The following is a 20,314-nucleotide window of genomic DNA, read 5'->3' on the forward strand; positions in this document are numbered from 1 at the left end:
TTGAATATGAAATACTTTAAATATATATCGATTTTTCTGGTGTTTGGATTGCTCTCGTGCGATGCCGGTAGTGAACCTGATATCGAAGGAACAAAATTGCAGGCTATGGCCGGTGAATGGTGGATCAATTTACTTGTGGACGGTAAAGATCAGGGCCAAGGATTTAATCTTGTAACTACTTCAAATACTGCTGCAAACAATGATACCGACCTCCTATTTGATGATCACGGGTTCTGGCCGGCAAAAGTTGTGACAAAAGTAAACCTTGGCTCGATGACTTTCACAGCGGCACCCAATCTTGCTAACTCCTATGACCCGGATATTAAAGTATCAGTTATTGAAGGTAAGATATTAAAAGGTGCGGCGACGACTACTGGCGGCAACAAGACGGATTCCATTTATGTAAAATTTGAATTCTCTGATGATGCCGGTACTCAATACGAATATGCTGGTTACCGTCGAACAGGTTTCCGTGAAGATGAGCATTGATTTTAATTGATGATGTCAAAGGCTCACTAAATATTTGAATAATTCTAAAAGGGGCACATCGCTAGATGTTGCCTCTTTTTTGTTGTGGTAAATTGTGCGAAGACTGTTTTTAAAACAGCTAACAAGCAGTTTATTTCACTATTTTGGTAAAGTTTTTTAAAACCTTACGTCAATCGCCTCATGAAGAAACGACTTTTACTGTTACTGTCTCTTGGATTTTCGCCTGTCTTTGTCTTTGCTCAATCTGCTGTTTCTGTTAAAATAGATCAGAAAGCACAGTCTTTGGAACCCAAAATTGTCGAATGGAGACGTGATTTTCATCAGAATCCTGAGCTTGGAAACCGTGAATTCAAGACGGCTGAAAAAATTGCGAAACATTTGAAAAGTTTGGGAATAGAAGTGCAGACAGGTGTCGCAAAAACCGGTGTTGTCGGGATACTGAAAGGTGGAAAACCAGGTCCGGTTGTTGCACTTCGGGCTGATATGGACGGCTTGCCTGTAACGGAAAGAGTGGAGGTGCCTTTCAAATCAACAGTAACAACGGACTATAACGGACAAAAAGTGGGGGTGATGCATGCCTGCGGTCATGATACGCATATCTCGATTTTGATGGGCGTTGCAGAAGTTTTGTCATCTATCAAAGGGGATCTTATAGGTACTGTGAAATTTATTTTCCAGCCAGCGGAAGAAGGAGCGCCGGAAGGCGAGGAGGGTGGCGCAAAATTAATGGTGAAAGAAGGCGTGCTGGAAAATCCGAAAGTAGATGCCATTTTTGGTCTGCATATCAATTCGCAAACCGAGGTTGGTAAAATATCTTATAAACCGGGCGCTACAATGGCTGCGGTCGACTTTTTCAGTATTGATGTAAAAGGGAAACAAACGCATGGCGCATATCCATGGTCGGGAGTTGATCCGATAGTTACATCTTCCCAGATCGTTATGGGTTTACAAACGATTGTCGCCCGAAATCTTGATATCACCAAAGCACCGGCAGTTGTGACAATTGGCGCAATTAATGGAGGGATTCGCCAGAATATTATTCCTGAGCAAGTAAAGATGATCGGGACAATAAGGACTTTTGATGAGGATATGCACGCGCAGGTACACAAGCGTGTGACGGAAATCGCGACAAATATTGCTGAAAGTGCAGGCGCGAAAGCAGATGTGAATATCAACACGTTATACCCGGTAACTTTTAACGATGTTCCGTTAACCGAAGAAATGATCGGAACGCTGCAAAATGTGGCGGGAAAGGAAAATGTTCAGTTAATAGCGGCCGTAACCGGTGCCGAAGACTTCTCCTATTACCAGCAAAAAGTACCTGGATTTTTCTTCTTCCTTGGTGGGATGCCAAAAGGAAAAGACCCATTAACTGCCTCTGCGCATCACACACCTGATTTCTTTATTGATGACAGCGGAATGGTTCTCGGCGTTCGTTCGCTGAGCCGGTTAACGGTTGATTATATGGAGAAGAAAACAAAGAAGTAAATTATTGTAAGATTAGGTTAAATCTTGATTTTGTCCGCAATTCACGAACATGGCTTCCCGAAACCGAAAATTTCCTCTCAGTCTGGAAACTTCTCTCAGCATTCTGGCTGTCGTTTCCAGCTTTTGCGCCATAGGTATTACTCTTTACCAGGTTTATCTGCAAAGAATAGAACATTATGCGGCTGCATTACCCTATCTGATGGTTTCAATAACTAATTTTTCGGAAGATTCAACACCTGAATACACATTGGAAGTGAGTAATAAAGGTGTTGGACTGGCAAAAATTGAGAAACTGGACATCTGGTATAAGAAGAAAAAAGTAGAAAATGAAAATGCCCTGATCAGGGCATTAATTACAAATGACACGACGACGTCACGCGTTTTTTCCAGTTTATGGAAAGGGCGCGTGATTTCGCCCGGTGAACAATTTAACTGGATCAAACTTTCCGGCCCGGGAGCTCAGTCGCTCCGGAATGAAATTGATAAAGGAAATATTGAGTACAGAATATTGTTTTCGTCTATATATGACGAGAAATGGTATTTTAATTCGATTTCAGGCAAGCGCTTAATCGAAGTGGCCGAGGAATAATGTGATTGACTGTTATGTTAAACGATCTCAAAACCTTTTTACTCTGTCGGGAACTTGGATAGATCCATATAAAACAATTCCCAGGTATGTCCGTCAAAATCCTCTACGGTTCGCTGCTGCATAAAACCGTAATCTCTTATTTCCACAGGCTCTATGCCGCCAGCAGCCAGTGCCGCTTCTGTGATTTTGTTTACCTCATCTACGCTATCCAGTGACAGTGAAAATAGTCCGGCAACACCAGATTTTGTATCTGCAATCGGCTTGGTAGTAAAAGATGTGAATTTCTCATGCGTTAGTAACATCAGGAAAATCTGGTCACTCCAGACCATACATTTTCCTGTTTCATCTGAAAATTGCGGATTATTGCCAAAACCCATTTTGGTATAAAATTCCATGGAGCGGTTGAGGTCTGTTACAGCCAGATTAATGAAAATTTGTTTTGCCATCTTTATCAATATTTAGATTGTTCAACAATTCTAATGTCGGACATTACTACTGAAATTTCAAGTTTCCGTAGCAGAATTTTATGAAGAAAAAAAGATTTATTAGATTAAATCCAGTTTCAAAATTCGATCTTTGCTATTGAAAAAACCGACGCTCCTGATACATAAGCACTAACTTCATTGTGATTTGCTTTCAAAATTCGATCTTTGATATATCGACAACAATGATACCTTGGTTTAAATGTCTGGTAATTAGTATATGCTTGTCGTTGCGTCGAATAAAATAACCCTCGCTTGTTCCCTGCAAACAATCAATAATGAAAGCTTTACAGAAACAGACAAGGGTTGGAAAATGAGTATCCTTGTGCTATGGATTCCCCTTCAATAAACTTCAATCGTCATTCCGGAATATTCTTCCGTACCTGATCAAACAACAAATCCGGCAAAAATCTTTTCAGGTAAATCGCTGCAACTTCTTTAAAACCACCAATATAAATTTCCTTCTTATCTTTTTTTACAGCATTCAGAATTTGTCTGGCGCATTCTTCGGGAGCGATACCATTTTCCTGGTTGCTATCCATTTTGCCAAATTTTCCGCCTTTTTCATCGAGCGCATTTAAGGAAACATTGGTTTTGATATAACCGGGACATACAGTCGTTACTTTAATATTGTCGTTATAAGTTTCCGCGCGCAAAGAATCGTAGAAACCATGCAAGGCATGTTTTGAAGCGTTATAACCCGAACGCATAATGGTTCCTATTTTGCCCGCTACACTGCTGATAATAATAAAATGACCACTTTTCTGCTTGGTCATATAAGGCAGAACTGCCTTTGTCAGAGCAACAGTACTGTAAAAATTGATATCCATCAATTTTCTGTAAACATCCAGATCGGTATCTTTTATATATGAACGCTGACTTACACCTGCATTGTGAACCATGATATCGATACGCTGGAACTTTGCGATAATTTGCGCTGCAGCATCGTTTGCCTTATCAAATTCAGTCACATCCAGAGGAACTATCATAACCGAAGAATCCGGCAGGCCGGTACGTTGTTTCACACGTTCCAGTTCCTCTTTTCTTCTTGCGGTTAAAACCAGTTTCGCGCCTTCCTTCGCAAAAGCCATTGCAATCGCTTCTCCGATTCCGGAAGAGGCGCCGGTGATCCAAACTACTTTATTTTGGAAAGTATCCATTCTGAATATTGTTTATATAATCGTGGGAGCGGAGGATAAAAAGTGTAGCTCCACACCATCTTTATTTACATCGAGATAAGCATTGAATCCAATACCAATCGCGCGGTTGTCAGCCACATGACCAACCGGAAAGTCGAAGGAAACAGGATAATCATATTCTGCAACGTGGTCCTTAATAATTTCATAAGCCGTTTTTCCAAATGATGGACTAGAATTATCCCGCATATCGGTAAACTGCCCAACGATCAGTCCCGCCAAATGACTCAGCTTCCCGGCCCGTTTCATCTGGATCATCAGCCGGTCCAGATTGTAGAGATATTCATTTACATCTTCAATAAACAAAATCTTCCCTTCGGTATCAATTTCCGTTTGCGAGCCAAGCATATGCGCAAGTAAACAAAGATTACCGCCGACCATTTCTGCTACGGCACTCCCGGTTGTATTAAATCCGTGAGGAGCGACTGAATAGCCCGGAAGTTCGCCGAATAGTATTTGCCGCAAAGATTCCGCTGCTTTTTCGGCGCCTTCCAATGTCATGGATTTCACCATAGGCGCATGAATTCCGGCATAACCCAGTTGATATAATTGTGAAAGGACGACAGTCAGATCACTAAAACCAACAATCCATTTCGGAGATTTCAGGAAATTGGTAAAATCGATTTTATCAATAATCCGTGAACAGCCATAGCCGCCACGCGCCGCAATAACTGCCTTGATGGACGGATCGTCAAGCATCATTTGCATGTCTTCAAGCCGGTCTGCGTCACTTGCTGAAAACTGATTGAAAGAAGATTTCAGCGTTTTTCCTTCAACGACTTTTAATTTCCATTGATCTTGCAGCAGGCTGATTCCAGGCAGTAAATCATCGTAACGGATACAACTTGCTGGAGCAACAATCCCTATTTTATCACCTGGCTGTAAAAAGGGCGGAATTTGAATGGTGGGCATAAAATATTTAAAGCAGTGACGATGGGCAGAAGCAGTTTTGCTGATTTGTTACTAAATAAACACAACATCTTCGACAAGATCAGATTTCATTTCCCTGTTAATCAGTTCGATAATCTTGGATTTTGCACGAACAAGTTCGTTTCTTAAAGGCGCAGATTCGATCTGTAGAAACAGGATCCGGTCCTTAATGTAAATATTTTTTGTTCTGGAAGCGATGGCCGATCCCATAATTTTATCCCAATGCGCCACAACATACGACTGGTCAAATCGGCTTCTGAGCTTATAACGGTCGAGCATCTGGTCAATCGCTTCTTTCAGCGGAGTAATCCCAGGTTTTCTGGAAGATTTTTCTTTGTCGAAACGATAATGTATGGCCATAAAAAGATACTTTCCACAAAGATAGAACAAAGGGGCGAACGCCGGAAGTTAAAATTTTGGAAACCGCAAAAAGAGCCGGAATGTCTTAATTTGATTTTTTGTTCCCAGTAAATTTTAGAGTCGATATTTGCTTTTCCGGGCTTCCGGGCTTATTATTGCAGCATCAAGTCAATTCGCTTTCACTTTTCAGCGGTTGATTTATAAAGAAGAGGCGAGAGAATGGGCTCTACGAACCTCTGGCAACCTACTCCTGCGTCGGAGAAAGGTGCTAATTCCCACCTAAGCTGTTTTAGGAGATATAAAATCAAACGCGCATGAACTTACTACAAGAAAATTCCGCTAGCCGGAGGGCTTTATCCTCATATCTGGTTTTGATTAGCAAAAGCTTTTCAACACAATTTCCGTATGCCGTTTTACCACCAGAACGATGTCGGTTTCTACTGAATATTGCCATTACTAAATATTTGCCGCACAAATAAACCTTACAAACAGTTATGTCAAACACAGCTTATCAGTTCGAAACACTACAGCTTCACGCAGGTCAGGAGCCTGATCCGGTAACACATTCGCGTGCTGTTCCCATTTATCAAACGACTTCGTATACTTTCGATAGCTCTGAACACGGAGCAAATCTTTTTGCTCTGAAGGAATTTGGAAACATCTATACCCGGATCATGAATCCGACGACGGATGTTTTCGAAAAGAGACTTGCTGCACTGGAAGGCGGTGTGGCAGCTTTGGGTGTTGCATCCGGCCATGCAGCGCAGTTTCTTGCCATAAATAATATTACCACAGTCGGTGACAATTTTGTTACTACCTCGTTTCTATATGGAGGTAGTTATAACCAGTTCAAAAACTCGTTCAAAGGGATAGGGGTTGAAGCGCGTTTTGCAGACGGCGATGATGTTTCAAGTTTTGAAAAATTAATTGATGATAAAACAAAAGCGATTTATCTGGAAACAATAGGTAATCCAAGTTACAGCATTCCGGATTTTGAAGCTTTTTCAGCCTTGGCAGCAAAATATGACCTGCCATTTATTGTCGATAATACTTTTGGTGCAGGCGGAGCCATTTGCCAGCCAATCAAATGGGGTGCGCATGTCATCGTTGAATCAGCGACAAAATGGATTGGCGGCCACGGTACGACCATGGGCGGCGTGATTATCGATGCAGGAACTTTTGACTGGGGAAATGGCAAATATCCTCAGTTTACAGAACCGTCGGGAAGTTATCACGGATTGGTTTTCAATGATGTTTTTGGTAAAAATGGTCCGTTTGGAAATATCCAGTTTATCATTCGTGCGCGTGTCGAAGGTTTGCGCGACTGGGGCCCGTCTCAAAGTCCATTCAACTCCTTCCTGTTGTTGCAGGGACTGGAAACGCTGACTTTACGGGTCGAGCGTCAGAGTGAAAATGCACTGGCTGTTGCAAGCTGGCTGGAAGCGCATGATGATGTGGAATACGTAAATTATCCTGGTCTGGCTAGTAATAAATACAAGACGCTTGCCGACAAATATCTGACAAGAGGCGCTGGCTCTGTTCTCTCTTTTAAATTAAAAGCAGGAAAAGAAGCGGCAGACCGTTTTGTAAATTCATTGAAACTGACGAGTCACCTGGCAAACGTCGGGGACTCAAAAACTTTGATAATCCATCCGGCAAGTACTACCCATTCGCAGCTTTCGGAAGCGGCGCAGGTAAGTGCTGGCGTAGCGCCGGGCTTACTCCGGTTGTCCGTCGGAATTGAACATATTGATGATATTAAAGCAGACCTTCAACAGGCTTTTGAAGCTGTGAAGTAGTGAATCTGTTATGAAGTGAGTGGTCAAAATTCATTTCATAACTTTTAAATAGTTGTAGAATTTAAACTTTGTGCTCTGGCACGTATGCAAGCGGAACAAAAGATTTTTAGATATCCCTACGCTTATCCATTAGAGTTGGGACGTGAACTGCCTGGTTTCGAATTATCGTACACCACCTACGGTACCCGAAATCCGGAAGATGATAATATTGTCTGGATATGTCATGCATTAACCGGAAACTCCAACGCTGCTGAATGGTGGGATGGCTTGGTAGGAGAGGGTAAATATTTAAATTCAGAGAAAGATTTTATTATCTGTGTGAACGTTCTGGGATCGGCGTATGGTTCAACAGGACCGCTTTCTACTAATCCCATAACACAGAAACCTTATTTTCGTGATTTTCCGACAATTACTGTAAAAGACGTTGTCGGCACTTTGGAAATTCTTCGTCAGGAGTTAAATATCAGCAAGATCAAGCTTTGTATCGGAGGGTCTCTGGGGGGGCAGCAAGCGTTGGAGTGGGCTGTTGAAGTGCCTGATCTTTTCCAGGAACTTATTCTGATCGCTTCGAATGCGTTGCATTCTCCATGGGGCGTAGCTTTCAATGAATCACAGCGGATGGCGATTGAGGCAGATCAGACCTGGGGTGATAATACCGAAGATTCCGGGAAAATGGGCATGCGCGCGGCACGTTCGATGGCTCTGCTTTCTTACCGAAACTACGATACCTACAATTTTACACAGGCCCGTGACAATCCTGACCAGATCGACGATTTCCGTGCGTCGTCTTATCAGCAGTACCAGGGCGATAAATTTGTAAAAAGATTTAACGCATATTCTTACTGGATTCTTTCCAAGATTATGGATTCGCATAACGTCGGAAGAAACCGCGGAGGAATTGTACATGCGCTTGGTTTGGTTAAAGCAAAAACGCTGGTTTTAGGCATAAAGTCTGATTTACTGTTTCCGCTTACCGAACAGCAATTTTTGGCAAGACATATCCCTGACGCAGTTTTTCAGGAAATTGATTCCCTGTATGGCCATGATGGGTTTCTGATCGAATACAAACAGTTGACACAGGTTATCCGCGCCTGGCAGGAGACAAATGGTCAATTGCAAATTGCTAAAATTGGCTAGCTAATAACATTTAAACTTTCGAAAAGTCCTGTGTTCATCACGCAGGACTTTTTACTTTAAAGATAAATTAGACTGCCGAAGGTCAGCAAGTTTTATGAAAAAATAGATTTAAAATGACTTTCAAACGCATTCATAAAGCATTGATTATAAGTGTCGTAATGTTGACTGCCGTGGTGACGTATTTGCTCTCTTCAAGAAAGGCGCAGCCTAATCCGGTTACTGGTGAAATGCAGCACATTATCATGACGCCAGATCAGGAAGTATCACTGGGGATTGAATGGGCACCAGAACTGGCGATCCGGTTTGGTGGGATATATCAGAACGGTGATGCGGATAAGAAAGTCAAAACAATAGGCAAAAAACTTGTTTCATCTTCTGCTATTGCCAGGTCTCCATATCAGTTTGATTTTCACGTTCTGGCCGATTCTCATACCGTTGATGCTTTTGCACTTCCAGGCGGACAAATATTTTTGACATCAGGTCTGTATAAAAAACTCAAAACAAATGACGAGATCGCCGCAATTTTAAGTCACCAGATAGGACATGTTATTGGTCGACATGCTTCGGAGAAGTTGTTTAAAACCAGCATTTTCGTTGGCATCGTAAATCCGGATACTATTGTAATTAGTGAGCTTCCGCCCAGATTAATTTCAAAATATTTGTCTGATTTTATTAAACTGCATTATGATGGTCAGGAAGAAAATGAGGCGAATCATCTTGGCATTGGTTATGCAACCCAAGCCGGATTTAACCAGGGTTCTTTTTCAAAGAAATTTTTTATTGAAGAAGATACTGACAAAGAGTTAAAATTGTTTCTCGAAAAACATTCAGGACTTTAAAAAAAAGAGAAATTAAAATTCATTTCTCCATAAAAAGGAAATGCGGCGGCTGCCACAAAATAGTAGATCGGTACTGTTACTGCAAAGCACTCAGTGTTCTGCGGATTTTCCAAGGACAGTCGAGGGGACTGATTTTCACCAGCGAGTCCCATACAAACTGTTTGTTAGTTTAACTGACCGCTGATCTGGTCACTTTTTGATATGAATTTTTCCTCACGATTATTTGCGAAAGATCGTGAATATCTTTGTGTTGGCATGTTTTTGTGTCTTGTTAACTTAAAACAAAATTAGTTGACAACTTTAAGTCAGCCCGATAGAAAAACGTTCAAAGGGTGTCGCTAAACTTTCCAGTTTTGATTTCTTGATATTACACGTTCATGCAAATCAACAACGAACAATCCGCAAGGATAGCGTTTTTTGTTTTCTTCTAAGATAATCATCTCGCAGACTTTTGTAGGCGGGATCCGATGAAGATAAGGGAATTAACTGGCCATGTACCAAAACCATAGGGTCAATAGTCCGGATCCTTGGTGTAACTTCAAACAATGGATCTATCAGGTTTTCTTCAAAACGAAGCGCAGCTGATAATTTCGAAATCTGCCGCTTTAGATAACTATCGGTTGTTTTGTTTAATTGATTCCATAGTTCAATATCCGTTTGCCACACATCCATTTCGCTTATTAAATTGATATCCACACCTCTCCGAATTATTCGGGCCATTAGTTCGTATAACCCTATTGCCTGCAGATCAGACCAGCTCTTTTCATCTGCCGACATGTACCTGTCGGCAAGAACCCGGGCAGCAATGATGTCGTCTGCAACAATTTGGTTATTAACTATCAGTAGATGAGATAGAATGTATTCAACTTCTTCATGCGATAGTATACCCAATGAAAGACTGTCACGAAAAAAATAGTCGATACGATCTGCACATAATGCGGGTGCAGACTGTTCCAATATGGGATATTTTGTATCGTCAATAAAGTCACGCCAGTCGAATCCATGATTAGCCAGCGTTTTTGGGATATCAGAGTTTTTTAGATAACTTTCTTTCATCACTTCATGGTAACTTTCTCCGGTAGGTGTGCCAAATACATGGTCGGTGACATGCGAAAAAGCCGTATGGCTTACATCATGAAGTAGGGCCGCAATCTGCTCCTGAAGGGATGCTTTGAAGTGCCGTGCCAGAATCATTGTTCCCACCGAATGTTCAAAACGGGTGACCGGATGGGTAATTCCCAGGAAGCCTGTTATGCCATGTTGCAAAATATTATGAAGCCGCCTCATAGCCTTTGTCTCCATCAGCTCAATTAACACAGGATCGCCAATATTAATTTGGCCGTACACAGTATCTTGATAATACATACAGTAAATACAAATTGAAATTCCAAATAAGCGCGATAAAGATAAAAACTGATTTGTGACATTATTGAAAGACCAAATAAATTAAACTTATTAAGATTTAGTTTTTGAAGCCGTCAGGGAACTTGGATGGCTTAGCGGGACTTTCTATCTTTGAGAGTATGCCAGAGAGGAATTTCATGAATCTGCGGGCACAGTCTTATTGAATTTGGGAAGTTGCGTATTAGTTTAATCATGTCAGAAATTATTACCGTACAGGATTTTTATAAAGATGCTTCTTTACTGATTCCGGAAAGAATACAGAAAGAAATAGGGCATTTTAACATTTTTAGAACGGAGGAAATCGTTAAAATATCCAAAGGTAAAATGCCCTATAACCGAAGATCATACTATAAGATCAGTTTGATAATTGGTAAAAGCAGAGCAGAATATGCTGACAAAGTTATTGAAATTGAAGATAATGCCCTGTTGTTCGCTACTCCTCAAATTCCTTACAATTACCATCCGCTGACAGACAAGCAGGCTGGTATTTTCTGCATTTTCTCAGAAGATTTTTTTAGACAAAGTTATACTGGTTTGCCCATTTCAGATTTTCCCGTATTTCAACCTGGTGGCAATCCGATCTTTTTTTTAAATTCAGAAAAGATCGAGGAGGTGAAAATGATATTTGGCAAAATGATGAAAGAGTTAGAGTCGGACTACGCTTTTAAGTATGACCTGATTCGAAATTATATCATAGAGCTGATCCATACCGGACAAAAGTTGCAGCCAGTATCCGGGCTTCACATTGAGACAAACGCGACCCGGCGCGTTTCTTCGTTGTTTATGGAACTGCTGGAAAGACAATTTCCTCTGGAACCACCACACCAGAAATTGAGATTACGGTCAGCTAAAGACTATGCGGATCAGTTATCGATACATGTGAACTATCTCAATAAAGTACTGAAAGAACTGACCGGAAAAACTACCACGGCACTTATTCTGGAGAGAATTGTGCAGGAAGCCAAAATCCTTCTTAAACATACAGACTGGAATATTTCGGAAATTGCTTACTGCCTCGGATTTGAAGAACCTGCGCATTTTAATAACCTATTTAAAAAGCATACAAGCCTCACCCCAAAAACTTTCAGAGGTTGATTTGAATTTTGCAATTCCTGATTTGAAATCCGTAAAGAGCTGTTTTTAATCTGCGGTACCTTTGTTTCATCAAAATCAAAAATAGAAACAAAATGGAATCAACGAATAAAATTGCATTGGTAACAGGTGGAAGCCGCGGTCTGGGAAGAAACATGGCATTGAGCCTGGCGCAAAAAGGAAACGACGTAATCGTGGTATATCGAAGCAACGAAAGCGAAGCGAAAGAAGTCGTTTCAGAAATTGAAAAACTTGGGCAAAAGGCTGCGGCTATTCAACTTGACGTCGCAGATACTAAGTCTTTCGATGAATTCTTTAAAATCATTGCCACTTTGTTAAAAGAAAAATGGAATCGTGGTAACTTCGATTTTCTTGTAAACAATGCAGGGATTGACCGATATTCTGCCTTTAAAGATACAAGCGAAGAAGATTTCGATGAGTTATTTAATATACATTTTAAAGGCGTTTATTTTCTAACCCAAAAGGCGCTTCCGTTTCTGGCGGACGGAGGAAGAATAATTAATCTCTCGACTGGTCTGGCCCGGTTCTCAACGCCAGGTTATGCGGCCTATGCATCCATGAAAGGTGCTATTGAAATATTTACAAGATATCTGGCAAAAGAATTGGGTGGTCGTGGAATCACGGCGAACGTGGTGGCACCCGGTATCATTCACACCGATTTTACAAAACGTGCTTTTGCTTCACATGAAGGAATGGAAGATCATATCAATTCGATCACAGCCCTGGGACGTGTTGGTCTGCCGGAAGATATCGGAGGAATCGTCGCATTTTTATGCAGTAAAGAAGCTAGCTGGATCACCGCTCAGCGCATTGAGGCGTCAGGTGGGATGAACCTGTAAGTAGAAAGCTCTAAAACTAAAACAGGTCTGAACAGAATCTCTTGTAGATTTCGTTCAGACCTGTTTTAGTTTATTATATATCAGATACTTATGTTTGTTATTATTTTTTTATGCTTAATTATATCACAATCGATATATGTGATTAAATCAATATAAAATTGAAAATATTTATTTTTAAAAGAGCGAAATACTGTGTATCTTAAAAGCAAATATCAGTAACATTTCCAGCGTTATGTATGACCGTTCACCATTTCCCACAATTGTTCTGGCGGCTTTTCTGGCGGGCCTCCTGGACCTGGTTTTAGCCATCATCGTTTATTCAGTTTTACTGGATAAAATTACAGCTGTTCAAATCCTTCAGTCTGTTGCCAGCGGCGCTTTTGGAGAAGCTGCTTATGCCGGAGGAATTAAAATGGCCGCACTTGGTATCGTGTTTCACTTTCTTATTTCACTGCTCTTCACCCTTTTTTATTTCCTTGTTTACCCGCGGCTGGAATTTTTGCGGGCGCACGGCGTAATTAGTGGTATTGTTTACGGCATTTTTATCTGGATGGTCATGAACCTGATCGTACTTCCGATCGCTTTTTCAGGTATGCTGCCTATGGACCCAGGTGCGACAATGATCGGAATGAGCATTATTATTATCGGTGTGGGACTTCCCATTGCACTGATTGCTCATTTTTATTATACCCGTTCAACACAGTATTAATTATTTCAAAAGCTCAAACAATTGTTCAGGTTCGTTGGTGGTGATAAAATCGACTTTTTTGTCAATGAACCACTGCATTGTGGATTTGTCGTTAACCGTCCAAACGTTGGTGGTCAGTTTTTCCTTGTGCATATCATCAATGTAAGTCTCATTCTTTTTGTAAACCGAATAGTGATAATCGATTCCTGACAGACCTGCCGCAAGAATTTCCGCTGGTGTTTTATCTCCATTCAGGTATTCAACGTGCGTCTTAGGAGCTATTTCTTTAACTTTTAAACAAACGTCAAAATCGAAAGCGATGTAATCTGTGATTTTCTCAACTTTCAGCGCTTTCACCATTTCAACACATTTTGCTGCCAGAGCCAGAGAGCGTTCCTTGCTGATACGTGAAGTTTTGATTTCAAGAATCAGGCGTGTTTTTTTCTGTTTAGCGCCCGCTTTCAGATACGCTTCAAGTGTCGGCAAGGTTTCTCCATTTTCGAGTTTAATCTGCGACAATTCCTGTGAAGTCGCTTTTTCAATATCGGTTCCTTTGATCGTGTGATCGTGATTTACGAAAAGAACTGAATCGGCAGACATATGTACATCAAATTCACTTCCATAACAGCCTAACTTGATAGCGTGCTCCATCGCTGCAATTGAATTTTCAGTAGCACCAGTATTTTTCCACGCACCTCTGTGTGCGATAACTTTTGATTTATTTTGAGACATACCTTGAAAGGAAATCAGGCAAAGAACCAGCGCCGTAAAAACAAGAATATTTTTTTTCATTACAAAGAAGATTACATTTTTAATACAAAACTGTTTTTTCGTTCATCTATCTTGTTGTCAGATAAAGCAAGCGGCGAAAGTACTGTATTTATTAATCCGGCATGTTAGGCCTGTGTTAAGAATTATGGTTTTTTAATACCTAAACGGAAGCTACTTCATGCTTTTTTACTTTCAGAATAACTTGTTTCGAAGTTGGCGTGTTACTTTTATCTGCAACGCTTGTTACGGGAACCAATACATTCGTTTCCGGAAAATAAGTGGCAGAGCAACCTTGTGGGACTGGGTATTTTATGACGATAAATTTATTTGCGACGCGCTCAATTCCATCATGATTATTAATCAGATCCACTACGTCTCCATCCTGTAATCCGCGGTCTGCTATATCTTTTTCATTCATTAAAATAACCCGTCTTTCATTATAAATTCCTCGGTATCGATCATTTAAACCATAAACGGTCGTGTTAAACTGATCGTGACTGCGAATTGTCATCATCATCAGTTCATCCTTTTCCATAGGCATCGTTGTGACTTCCGCTATGTTAAAATGGGCTTTTTTTGATTCCGTATTAAAGCTACCTTCTCGATTACAATTTGGCAGATAAAAACCGCCCGGAATTCTTACTCTGATGTTATAATCATCAAATCCGGGAATGGTTTTCTCTATCGCGTCACGAATAAAATCATAATGTTCGGTGAATTTATTCCAGTCAACCACGCTACTTTCGCCGAAAAGTGCTTTCGCAAGCTTGCAGACTATCAGCGGTTCGCTTAGTAAATCATCGGAAATTGGCTGTAAAACTCCTTTGGAAGACTGAATCACGCCCATCGAATTTTCGCAGGAAACAAACTGGTTTTCACCTTTGACCATATCCATATCGCTTCTTCCAAGACAAGGCAGAATGATGGCTTCTTCGCCATGAACCAAATGACTACGATTTAATTTTGTAGAAACATGAACAGTCAATCTGCATTGTCTCAATGCTTCAGCCGTGTAATTTGTATCTGGTGTCGCGGACAGGAAATTTCCTCCCATAGCAAAAAATACCTTTGCCTTGCCGGCGTGCATGGCTTTGATACTGTTGACCACATCAAATCCGTGTTCTTTTGGTGGAGAAAAAAGGAAATTCGCTTCGATTTTTTCCAGTAAAGCGACTGGAGGTTTTTCGAAAATTCCCATTGTTCTGTCGCCCTGAACATTACTATGGCCTCTGACAGGGCAAGTTCCTGCACCCGGCTTTCCGATACTGCCTTTCAATAACAGCAGGTTGACAACTTCCTTTATTGTATCAACCGCATTTTTGTGCTGCGTCAGACCCATGGCCCAGCAAACAATGATCCTTTTTTTATGTTTTAAAATCTCAACTGTTTTCTGAATTTCTTCAAGCGGAATCCCCGAGATTTTGACAAGCTCATCCAGATTTTGTTGTTGCAAATGCTGTTTAAACTCCGAAACTCCGAGCGTATTTTTTTCTATAAAATCCAGGTCTAGAACTGATCCCGGATTTTTATCGTCTTCCTGAATTAATAAAATCTGTATCGCCTTCAGCAAAGCCATGTCGCCGTTGATCCTGATATGTAAAAAAAGATCAGTCAGATCGGTATCAATATCTAGAACTCCCTTAACTGTTTGCGGATTGCTGAAACCCATCAGTCCGGTCTCAGGCAACGGATTTGCAGAAATAATTTTCGCACCGTTCCTTTTTGCTTTTTGCAGCGCGGTAAGCATTCTGGGGTGGTTCGTGCCAGGATTCTGTCCTAAAATGATAATGGCCTCGGCCTCATAAAAATCAGCCAATGTTACCGAACCTTTACCAATTCCTAAGGATTCTCCCAATGCAACGCCACTGCTTTCATGACACATATTGCTGCAATCAGGCAGGTTGTTGGTTCCGTATTGTCTGACTAAAAGCTGATATAGAAAAGCCGCTTCATTACTGGTCCGGCCGGAAGTGTAAAAAATCGCTTCGTCTGGCGAGGGCAGACTTTTTAAGGTTGCTGCAATTTTTTCAAAGGCATCATCCCATGAGATTTCCTGATAATGCGTTGCTCCTTTTGGCAAATACATGGGCTGTGCAACCCGGCCTTTACTCCCGATTTCATAATCTGAAAGCCTGGCTAAATCCTGAACGGAATTTTCTGTGAAAAACGCGGCCGTTAATTTTTTTGCCGTAGCTTCTTCTGCGACCGCCCTTGCGCCGTTCTCACAATATTCCGCTACGCCGGAACGCTCATCGTCCGGATCCGGCCAGGCGCAGCTCGGACAATCGAATCCGCCTTTTTTGTTGAGGCTCCAAAGCGCTTTCATTCCCCTCGCAAAACCGGCTTCGCCAACTACTTTTTCCATGCTGGAAACGACCGCCGGAATCCCTGCTGCTATGGTTTTGATCTTTCCGCGTTTCAATCCGGTAAATTCTTCCGGATTTTCGGCTTCTGGTTTTGATGAATTTTCGTTGCTCATAACTAACAGGTTTTATTCGGATTTTCGAAGTTGTCCGACTGGTCTTCGGAAGTATTATCTAGGCATTTAAAATCTTTTTCCAGTAGAAGATATAACGAATCTGTTTCGCTGATCGGCATATGCGCTTCGAAACCAACGACGCTATTTGTCGGCCAGCTTTCCAGTAATTCTTCCGGTACAAACATGATAATTTGGTCCGCTTCGTAAGACGCAGACAGTTCGGTGATACCGGCGATACTTTTCAGGCAGTAACCAAAGGACGAATTAAGAAACGATGTTTTTTCTTCTACAACACCTTCCTTTACTAACTGATTGACCTCAGATTTTGAAAGTCTGATACGTATGGAATTTCCTTGAATTCGTATTTTCATAATTAATCAAATCTTGATCCGGTGGCTTCCAGAATAAATATTAAATCTTTCTTTGCCCAAAAAACCAATTAGGGTTATATTAAATTCTTCTGCAAGCTGTAATGCAAGGCTAGAGGGCGCACCGATTGCGGCAACAATTTTAATTCCGGCCATACTCGCTTTTTGGATCAGCTCGAAACTTGCCCTTCCGCTAAGCAGCAGGATTATTTGGTTCAAAGGTAACTGATCTTGTAAAAATGAAGCACCGATTGCCTTATCCAAAGCATTATGCCGGCCAACATCTTCTCTTAATAAAATGATATTTCCATGCAGGTCAAATAAGCCCGAAGCGTGAAGCCCTCCCGTGTTTTGAAATACTTCCTGTTGTTTTTTTAACTCGTTTTGTAAGTTGTAAAATAAGCCGGCAGGTACCAAAAGATCGTCAGGCAGATTCGCAAAAGGAGATACCGTTTTGATCGCATCGATGCTGGATTTTCCACAAACACCACAGCTGGAAGTTGTATAGAAATTTCGCTCAGACGTTTGTAATTTTGGAACTTCATGTTCGGTCAACGTGACCAGAACTTTATTTTCGTCGAAAATATCGGTACCAACTTTACTGATCTGATTTCGGTCATGAAGAATACCTTCCGTGAATAAAAAGCCAGTTGCCAGCTCCTCATCATTACCCGGAGTTCTCATGGTAACGGATATGCTTTTCCTAATCTGCTTCTCATCGGATTGGTACTGAACCTGAATTTCCAATGGTTCTTCAACCGCGATCAGATCATCTTCATCGGACACGTTTGCGTTACTTATTTTTTTTATTCTGATCTCTCTGGCTGCACTTTTTTGCATGAAACGGATACTTATAACTGATTTTTTAATCTGATTTTTTCTTTGGCAATTTCAAAGTCTTCCGGCGTATCAATACTGATCACATTTTTTGGCCTCGCCGGATTATGTTTTTGTGCATTATTTTCCTTTAAAAAGTGCTGCAGAGAATATTGGTTCTCACGATACATACGCTGAATTTCAATTCCGGATTTTTCCGAATAATAAGCCAGCAGCGGTTCGTACATATTATTCTCCTCATTATAAAAAGCAGATGCTATCTGCTCACGGTCTAAACCTTTTTCAAATTCTTTCAGATCTTTTGTTGTAACCAGAGGATAGTCACAACCTACAACCAGAAAATCCTTATCCGGATAAGTTGAAAAAGCAGTAAGCAGTGCTGCCATCGGGCCGACATTTTCAAGCTCGGGCTGGTCTGCCAGCATTTGGTATGGTGCAATTATGCTCGTCGCTTGTCCGCGGTTACACGAAATGAAAACTTTGTCGCAAACCCATTCCAGCATTTCATAAACATAATAGCGCTGCGGTTTTCCGTGATAATTGATGAGGCTTTTGTCAGTTCCCATCCGGGAACTATTGCCCCCGCAAACGACAAGTCCATACAGTTCCTTCTTCATGTTTTATTCAATTTTTTACAGGAGTGAAAGGTCTGCAAAATGAAAATTTACCTCATTCGCAGATTATTATATAGTTAACAGATTAGGTCATACTAACGATATGCCACAGATACGACTTTTTGAGTCGATTTTGTTTTAATTATATTTTATAAATATATAATTCAAAATTAATTAACAGGCATGACGTTAAGTTTAATAATTATTAGATAACTTTATAAATAACAAAGATTATGAACATTACACTTGAACAGGCGGAAACTGCAATAAATGCGGCAAAAACCAAAGCAAAAGAAATTAACACGTTAATGAATATCGCTGTGGTCGATGCCGGAGCTAATCTTATCGCTTTTGTCCATATGGATGAGGCCTGGCTTGGATCCATCGATATAGCGCAAAGAAAAGCTAAAACGGCCCGCTATTTCAACATGAACACGGGAGAAATTGGGAAACTGTCCCAGCCTGGCGGTTCTCTCTACAATATTGAACATTCAAACGGAGGATTAATCACATTTCCCGGAGGCGTTTGTATCGAAGATGCGAGCGGAAACATAATTGGTGCCATTGGTGTTTCGGGCAGCACTGTTGAAAATGACCATCTCGTTGCTCAAAGCGGAGCCGAATCCGTAAAATAATTTCTTAACCTTTAAACCGATTCTTATGTGTCAAAATCATGGAGTGGCTTATATCAAACCGGGCGAAGTGGAAGTTCAGGAAATTGAATATCCGAAACTGGCTCTGGGCGACAGGAAATGTGAACATGGTGTAATTCTGAAAATTGTTTCAACAAATATTTGCGGTAGCGATCAACATATGGTCCGGGGACGAACGACTGCTCCCGCCGGATTGGTACTTGGGCATGAAATAACAGGAATTGTACTTGAAGCTGGCCGTGATGTTGAATTTATAAAGGTCGGGGATCTGGTTTCGGTACCGTTTAATATTGCCTGCGGCAGATGCCGCAATTGCAAAGTCGGACAAACGGGAATCTGTCTTAACGTAAACCCATCACGTCCGGGGGCTGCCTATGGATATGTAGATATGGGCGGTTGGGTAGGCGGACAGGCAGAATATGTGATGGTTCCGTATGCCGACTTTAATCTGTTAAAATTTCCGGACAAAGATCAGGGAATGGCATATATCAAAGACCTAACTTTATTGTCAGATATTTTCCCAACGGGATTTCACGGAGCGGTTACAGCCGGAGTTGGCCCCGGTTCTATCGTATATGTGGCCGGTGCCGGACCTGTAGGGTTGGCTTGTGCGGCTTCATGTCATTTGCTGGGAGCGGCTGTAGTGATCGTCGGAGATATGATTCAGGAAAGACTTGATCAGGCTAAAAGTTTTGGCTGTGAGATCATTGATTTATCAAAAGACACGCCCTTGGAACAGGCAATTGAGGCCATTGTTGGTGTTCCGGAGGTTGATTGTTTTGTAGACTGTGTGGGATTTGAAGCACGTGGCCACGGTTCACACGCGGTTGAGGAACGTCCGGCGACGGTTTTGAATACAGCCATGGCGGTTACAAGAGCCGGAGGAGCAATCGGGATTCCCGGTTTGTATGTAACAGGAGACCCGGGAGCGAAAGACAAAGCGGCTCAGGAAGGTAGTTTGAGTATCCGGATTGGCCTGGGATGGGCCAAATCTCACTCTTTTTATACAGGACAATGTCCGGTTATGAAATATCACAGACAGCTGATGAACGCGATTTTATATGATAAAATTAAAATTGCAAAGGCGGTGAATGTGGAGGTGATCACATTGCAGGATGCCCCGAGAGGTTATCGCGATTTTGATAAAGGTGCGGCTAAGAAATTTGTGATCGATCCGCATGGAATGATCATGAACTGATAGTAAACCGTTGCGCTAAAACAAGAAAAGCTTCCAGTCCG

At 41.4% G+C, this 20,314-nt stretch carries 21 protein-coding genes and 1 riboswitch; of the genes, 11 read left to right on the top strand and 10 right to left on the bottom strand.

Features of this window, described 5'->3' with window-relative positions:
- The first annotated feature begins 6 nt into the window (after positions 1 to 6).
- The 3 genes from BMY70_RS06685 to BMY70_RS06695 all read left to right on the top strand — a co-directional run bounded on the left by BMY70_RS06685 (position 7) and on the right by BMY70_RS06695 (position 2,566).
- Entirely contained in the window at positions 7 to 489 is a 483-nt protein-coding gene (locus tag BMY70_RS06685; RefSeq protein ID WP_090333685.1) for a lipid-binding protein, read from the top strand.
- Positions 490 to 669: 180 nt separating this feature from the next.
- The gene (locus tag BMY70_RS06690) at positions 670 to 1,977 is read left to right on the top strand and encodes an amidohydrolase (protein ID WP_090333687.1); all 1,308 of its coding nucleotides are present in this window, start codon (positions 670 to 672) and stop codon (positions 1,975 to 1,977) included.
- 49 nt (positions 1,978 to 2,026) lie between these two features.
- Positions 2,027 to 2,566 (top strand): hypothetical protein, encoded by a 540-nt coding sequence (locus tag BMY70_RS06695; protein WP_090333689.1) that lies wholly within the window; start codon positions 2,027 to 2,029, stop codon positions 2,564 to 2,566.
- Between the two features lie 38 nt (positions 2,567 to 2,604).
- On the opposite strand, the gene BMY70_RS06700 is transcribed toward BMY70_RS06695, so the two are convergent.
- The 4 genes from BMY70_RS06700 to BMY70_RS06715 form a co-directional block, all read right to left on the bottom strand.
- The gene (locus BMY70_RS06700; RefSeq protein WP_090333692.1) at positions 2,605 to 3,012 is read right to left on the bottom strand and encodes a VOC family protein; all 408 of its coding nucleotides are present in this window, start codon (positions 3,010 to 3,012) and stop codon (positions 2,605 to 2,607) included.
- A gap of 395 nt (positions 3,013 to 3,407) precedes the next feature.
- Positions 3,408 to 4,208 carry an SDR family oxidoreductase gene (locus BMY70_RS06705; protein WP_090333695.1) on the bottom strand — a complete coding sequence of 267 codons (801 nt, stop codon included), beginning with the start codon at positions 4,206 to 4,208 and terminating at the stop codon, positions 3,408 to 3,410.
- Between the two features lie 12 nt (positions 4,209 to 4,220).
- A complete protein-coding gene (locus BMY70_RS06710) occupies positions 4,221 to 5,156 on the bottom strand; it encodes a S66 peptidase family protein (RefSeq protein ID WP_090333700.1) in 936 nt (311 codons plus the stop codon).
- Between the two features lie 51 nt (positions 5,157 to 5,207).
- The gene (locus BMY70_RS06715; RefSeq protein WP_090334766.1) at positions 5,208 to 5,528 is read right to left on the bottom strand and encodes a DciA family protein; all 321 of its coding nucleotides are present in this window, start codon (positions 5,526 to 5,528) and stop codon (positions 5,208 to 5,210) included.
- Positions 5,529 to 5,729: 201 nt separating this feature from the next.
- A riboswitch (SAM riboswitch) is annotated at positions 5,730 to 5,839 on the top strand.
- A 189-nt stretch (positions 5,840 to 6,028) separates the two neighbouring features.
- Here BMY70_RS06715 and BMY70_RS06720 point away from each other — a divergent pair.
- The 3 genes from BMY70_RS06720 (at position 6,029) to BMY70_RS06730 (ending at position 9,309) form a co-directional block, all read left to right on the top strand.
- Positions 6,029 to 7,333 (top strand): O-acetylhomoserine aminocarboxypropyltransferase/cysteine synthase family protein, encoded by a 1,305-nt coding sequence (locus tag BMY70_RS06720; protein ID WP_090333703.1) that lies wholly within the window; start codon positions 6,029 to 6,031, stop codon positions 7,331 to 7,333.
- 84 nt (positions 7,334 to 7,417) lie between these two features.
- On the top strand, positions 7,418 to 8,470 hold the full coding sequence (locus BMY70_RS06725; protein WP_090333706.1) for a homoserine O-acetyltransferase family protein: 1,053 nt from the start codon (positions 7,418 to 7,420) through the stop codon (positions 8,468 to 8,470).
- A 113-nt stretch (positions 8,471 to 8,583) separates the two neighbouring features.
- A complete protein-coding gene (locus BMY70_RS06730; RefSeq protein WP_090333709.1) occupies positions 8,584 to 9,309 on the top strand; it encodes a M48 family metalloprotease in 726 nt (241 codons plus the stop codon).
- Between the two features lie 384 nt (positions 9,310 to 9,693).
- Here the strand turns inward: BMY70_RS06730 and BMY70_RS06735 are convergent, their stop codons facing one another.
- Positions 9,694 to 10,674 (bottom strand): HD domain-containing protein, encoded by a 981-nt coding sequence (locus tag BMY70_RS06735; RefSeq protein ID WP_090333712.1) that lies wholly within the window; start codon positions 10,672 to 10,674, stop codon positions 9,694 to 9,696.
- 231 nt (positions 10,675 to 10,905) lie between these two features.
- Here BMY70_RS06735 and BMY70_RS06740 point away from each other — a divergent pair, with 231 nt between their 5' ends.
- The 3 genes from BMY70_RS06740 (at position 10,906) to BMY70_RS06750 (ending at position 13,374) form a co-directional block, all read left to right on the top strand.
- The gene (locus tag BMY70_RS06740) at positions 10,906 to 11,808 is read left to right on the top strand and encodes a helix-turn-helix domain-containing protein (protein WP_090333714.1); all 903 of its coding nucleotides are present in this window, start codon (positions 10,906 to 10,908) and stop codon (positions 11,806 to 11,808) included.
- A gap of 92 nt (positions 11,809 to 11,900) precedes the next feature.
- Positions 11,901 to 12,665, top strand: a complete 765-nt coding sequence (locus BMY70_RS06745; protein ID WP_090333716.1) for an SDR family NAD(P)-dependent oxidoreductase — start codon at positions 11,901 to 11,903, stop codon at positions 12,663 to 12,665.
- 232 nt (positions 12,666 to 12,897) lie between these two features.
- Positions 12,898 to 13,374 carry a hypothetical protein gene (locus BMY70_RS06750; RefSeq protein WP_090333719.1) on the top strand — a complete coding sequence of 159 codons (477 nt, stop codon included), beginning with the start codon at positions 12,898 to 12,900 and terminating at the stop codon, positions 13,372 to 13,374.
- On the opposite strand, the gene BMY70_RS06755 is transcribed toward BMY70_RS06750, so the two are convergent.
- From BMY70_RS06755 to mobA, 5 genes are all read right to left on the bottom strand, one after another.
- A complete protein-coding gene (locus tag BMY70_RS06755; protein ID WP_090333721.1) occupies positions 13,375 to 14,145 on the bottom strand; it encodes a glycerophosphodiester phosphodiesterase in 771 nt (256 codons plus the stop codon).
- Positions 14,146 to 14,284: 139 nt separating this feature from the next.
- The gene (locus BMY70_RS06760) at positions 14,285 to 16,603 is read right to left on the bottom strand and encodes an FdhF/YdeP family oxidoreductase (protein WP_090333724.1); all 2,319 of its coding nucleotides are present in this window, start codon (positions 16,601 to 16,603) and stop codon (positions 14,285 to 14,287) included.
- Between the two features lie 2 nt (positions 16,604 to 16,605).
- Positions 16,606 to 16,974: a DUF7009 family protein gene (locus tag BMY70_RS06765; protein ID WP_090333726.1), complete on the bottom strand. Its 369-nt coding sequence runs from the start codon at positions 16,972 to 16,974 to the stop codon at positions 16,606 to 16,608.
- A gap of 6 nt (positions 16,975 to 16,980) precedes the next feature.
- The gene (fdhD, locus tag BMY70_RS06770; RefSeq protein WP_090333731.1) at positions 16,981 to 17,811 is read right to left on the bottom strand and encodes a formate dehydrogenase accessory sulfurtransferase FdhD; all 831 of its coding nucleotides are present in this window, start codon (positions 17,809 to 17,811) and stop codon (positions 16,981 to 16,983) included.
- 11 nt (positions 17,812 to 17,822) lie between these two features.
- Positions 17,823 to 18,425, bottom strand: a complete 603-nt coding sequence (gene mobA, locus BMY70_RS06775) for a molybdenum cofactor guanylyltransferase (protein WP_090333735.1) — start codon at positions 18,423 to 18,425, stop codon at positions 17,823 to 17,825.
- Positions 18,426 to 18,655: 230 nt separating this feature from the next.
- Between mobA and BMY70_RS06780 the strand changes: the two genes are divergently transcribed.
- Positions 18,656 to 19,057 (top strand): GlcG/HbpS family heme-binding protein, encoded by a 402-nt coding sequence (locus tag BMY70_RS06780; RefSeq protein WP_090333737.1) that lies wholly within the window; start codon positions 18,656 to 18,658, stop codon positions 19,055 to 19,057.
- A gap of 25 nt (positions 19,058 to 19,082) precedes the next feature.
- Positions 19,083 to 20,273, top strand: a complete 1,191-nt coding sequence (fdhA, locus tag BMY70_RS06785) for a formaldehyde dehydrogenase, glutathione-independent (RefSeq protein ID WP_090333740.1) — start codon at positions 19,083 to 19,085, stop codon at positions 20,271 to 20,273.
- Positions 20,274 to 20,314: the final 41 nt, after the last annotated feature.

This window comes from Dyadobacter koreensis (genome assembly GCF_900108855.1).
Lineage (GTDB): Bacteria > Bacteroidota > Bacteroidia > Cytophagales > Spirosomataceae > Dyadobacter > Dyadobacter koreensis.

Bases quoted from the DNA above. Each gene is read 5' to 3' on its own strand.
- BMY70_RS06780 (WP_090333737.1), top strand. From the start codon at position 18,656: ATGAACATTACACTTGAACAGGCGGAAACTGCAATAAATGCGGCAAAA.
- BMY70_RS06750 (WP_090333719.1), top strand. From the start codon at position 12,898: ATGTATGACCGTTCACCATTTCCCACAATTGTTCTGGCGGCTTTTCTG.
- BMY70_RS06685 (WP_090333685.1), top strand. From the start codon at position 7: ATGAAATACTTTAAATATATATCGATTTTTCTGGTGTTTGGATTGCTC.
- BMY70_RS06710 (WP_090333700.1), bottom strand. From the start codon at position 5,156: ATGCCCACCATTCAAATTCCGCCCTTTTTACAGCCAGGTGATAAAATA.
- BMY70_RS06730 (WP_090333709.1), top strand. From the start codon at position 8,584: ATGACTTTCAAACGCATTCATAAAGCATTGATTATAAGTGTCGTAATG.
- BMY70_RS06740 (WP_090333714.1), top strand. From the start codon at position 10,906: ATGTCAGAAATTATTACCGTACAGGATTTTTATAAAGATGCTTCTTTA.
- BMY70_RS06695 (WP_090333689.1), top strand. From the start codon at position 2,027: ATGGCTTCCCGAAACCGAAAATTTCCTCTCAGTCTGGAAACTTCTCTC.
- BMY70_RS06760 (WP_090333724.1), bottom strand. From the start codon at position 16,603: ATGAGCAACGAAAATTCATCAAAACCAGAAGCCGAAAATCCGGAAGAA.
- BMY70_RS06690 (WP_090333687.1), top strand. From the start codon at position 670: ATGAAGAAACGACTTTTACTGTTACTGTCTCTTGGATTTTCGCCTGTC.
- BMY70_RS06735 (WP_090333712.1), bottom strand. From the start codon at position 10,674: ATGTATTATCAAGATACTGTGTACGGCCAAATTAATATTGGCGATCCT.
- fdhA (WP_090333740.1), top strand. From the start codon at position 19,083: ATGTGTCAAAATCATGGAGTGGCTTATATCAAACCGGGCGAAGTGGAA.
- BMY70_RS06720 (WP_090333703.1), top strand. From the start codon at position 6,029: ATGTCAAACACAGCTTATCAGTTCGAAACACTACAGCTTCACGCAGGT.
- BMY70_RS06765 (WP_090333726.1), bottom strand. From the start codon at position 16,974: ATGAAAATACGAATTCAAGGAAATTCCATACGTATCAGACTTTCAAAA.
- BMY70_RS06755 (WP_090333721.1), bottom strand. From the start codon at position 14,145: ATGAAAAAAAATATTCTTGTTTTTACGGCGCTGGTTCTTTGCCTGATT.
- BMY70_RS06700 (WP_090333692.1), bottom strand. From the start codon at position 3,012: ATGGCAAAACAAATTTTCATTAATCTGGCTGTAACAGACCTCAACCGC.
- BMY70_RS06705 (WP_090333695.1), bottom strand. From the start codon at position 4,208: ATGGATACTTTCCAAAATAAAGTAGTTTGGATCACCGGCGCCTCTTCC.
- mobA (WP_090333735.1), bottom strand. From the start codon at position 18,425: ATGAAGAAGGAACTGTATGGACTTGTCGTTTGCGGGGGCAATAGTTCC.
- fdhD (WP_090333731.1), bottom strand. From the start codon at position 17,811: ATGCAAAAAAGTGCAGCCAGAGAGATCAGAATAAAAAAAATAAGTAAC.
- BMY70_RS06725 (WP_090333706.1), top strand. From the start codon at position 7,418: ATGCAAGCGGAACAAAAGATTTTTAGATATCCCTACGCTTATCCATTA.
- BMY70_RS06745 (WP_090333716.1), top strand. From the start codon at position 11,901: ATGGAATCAACGAATAAAATTGCATTGGTAACAGGTGGAAGCCGCGGT.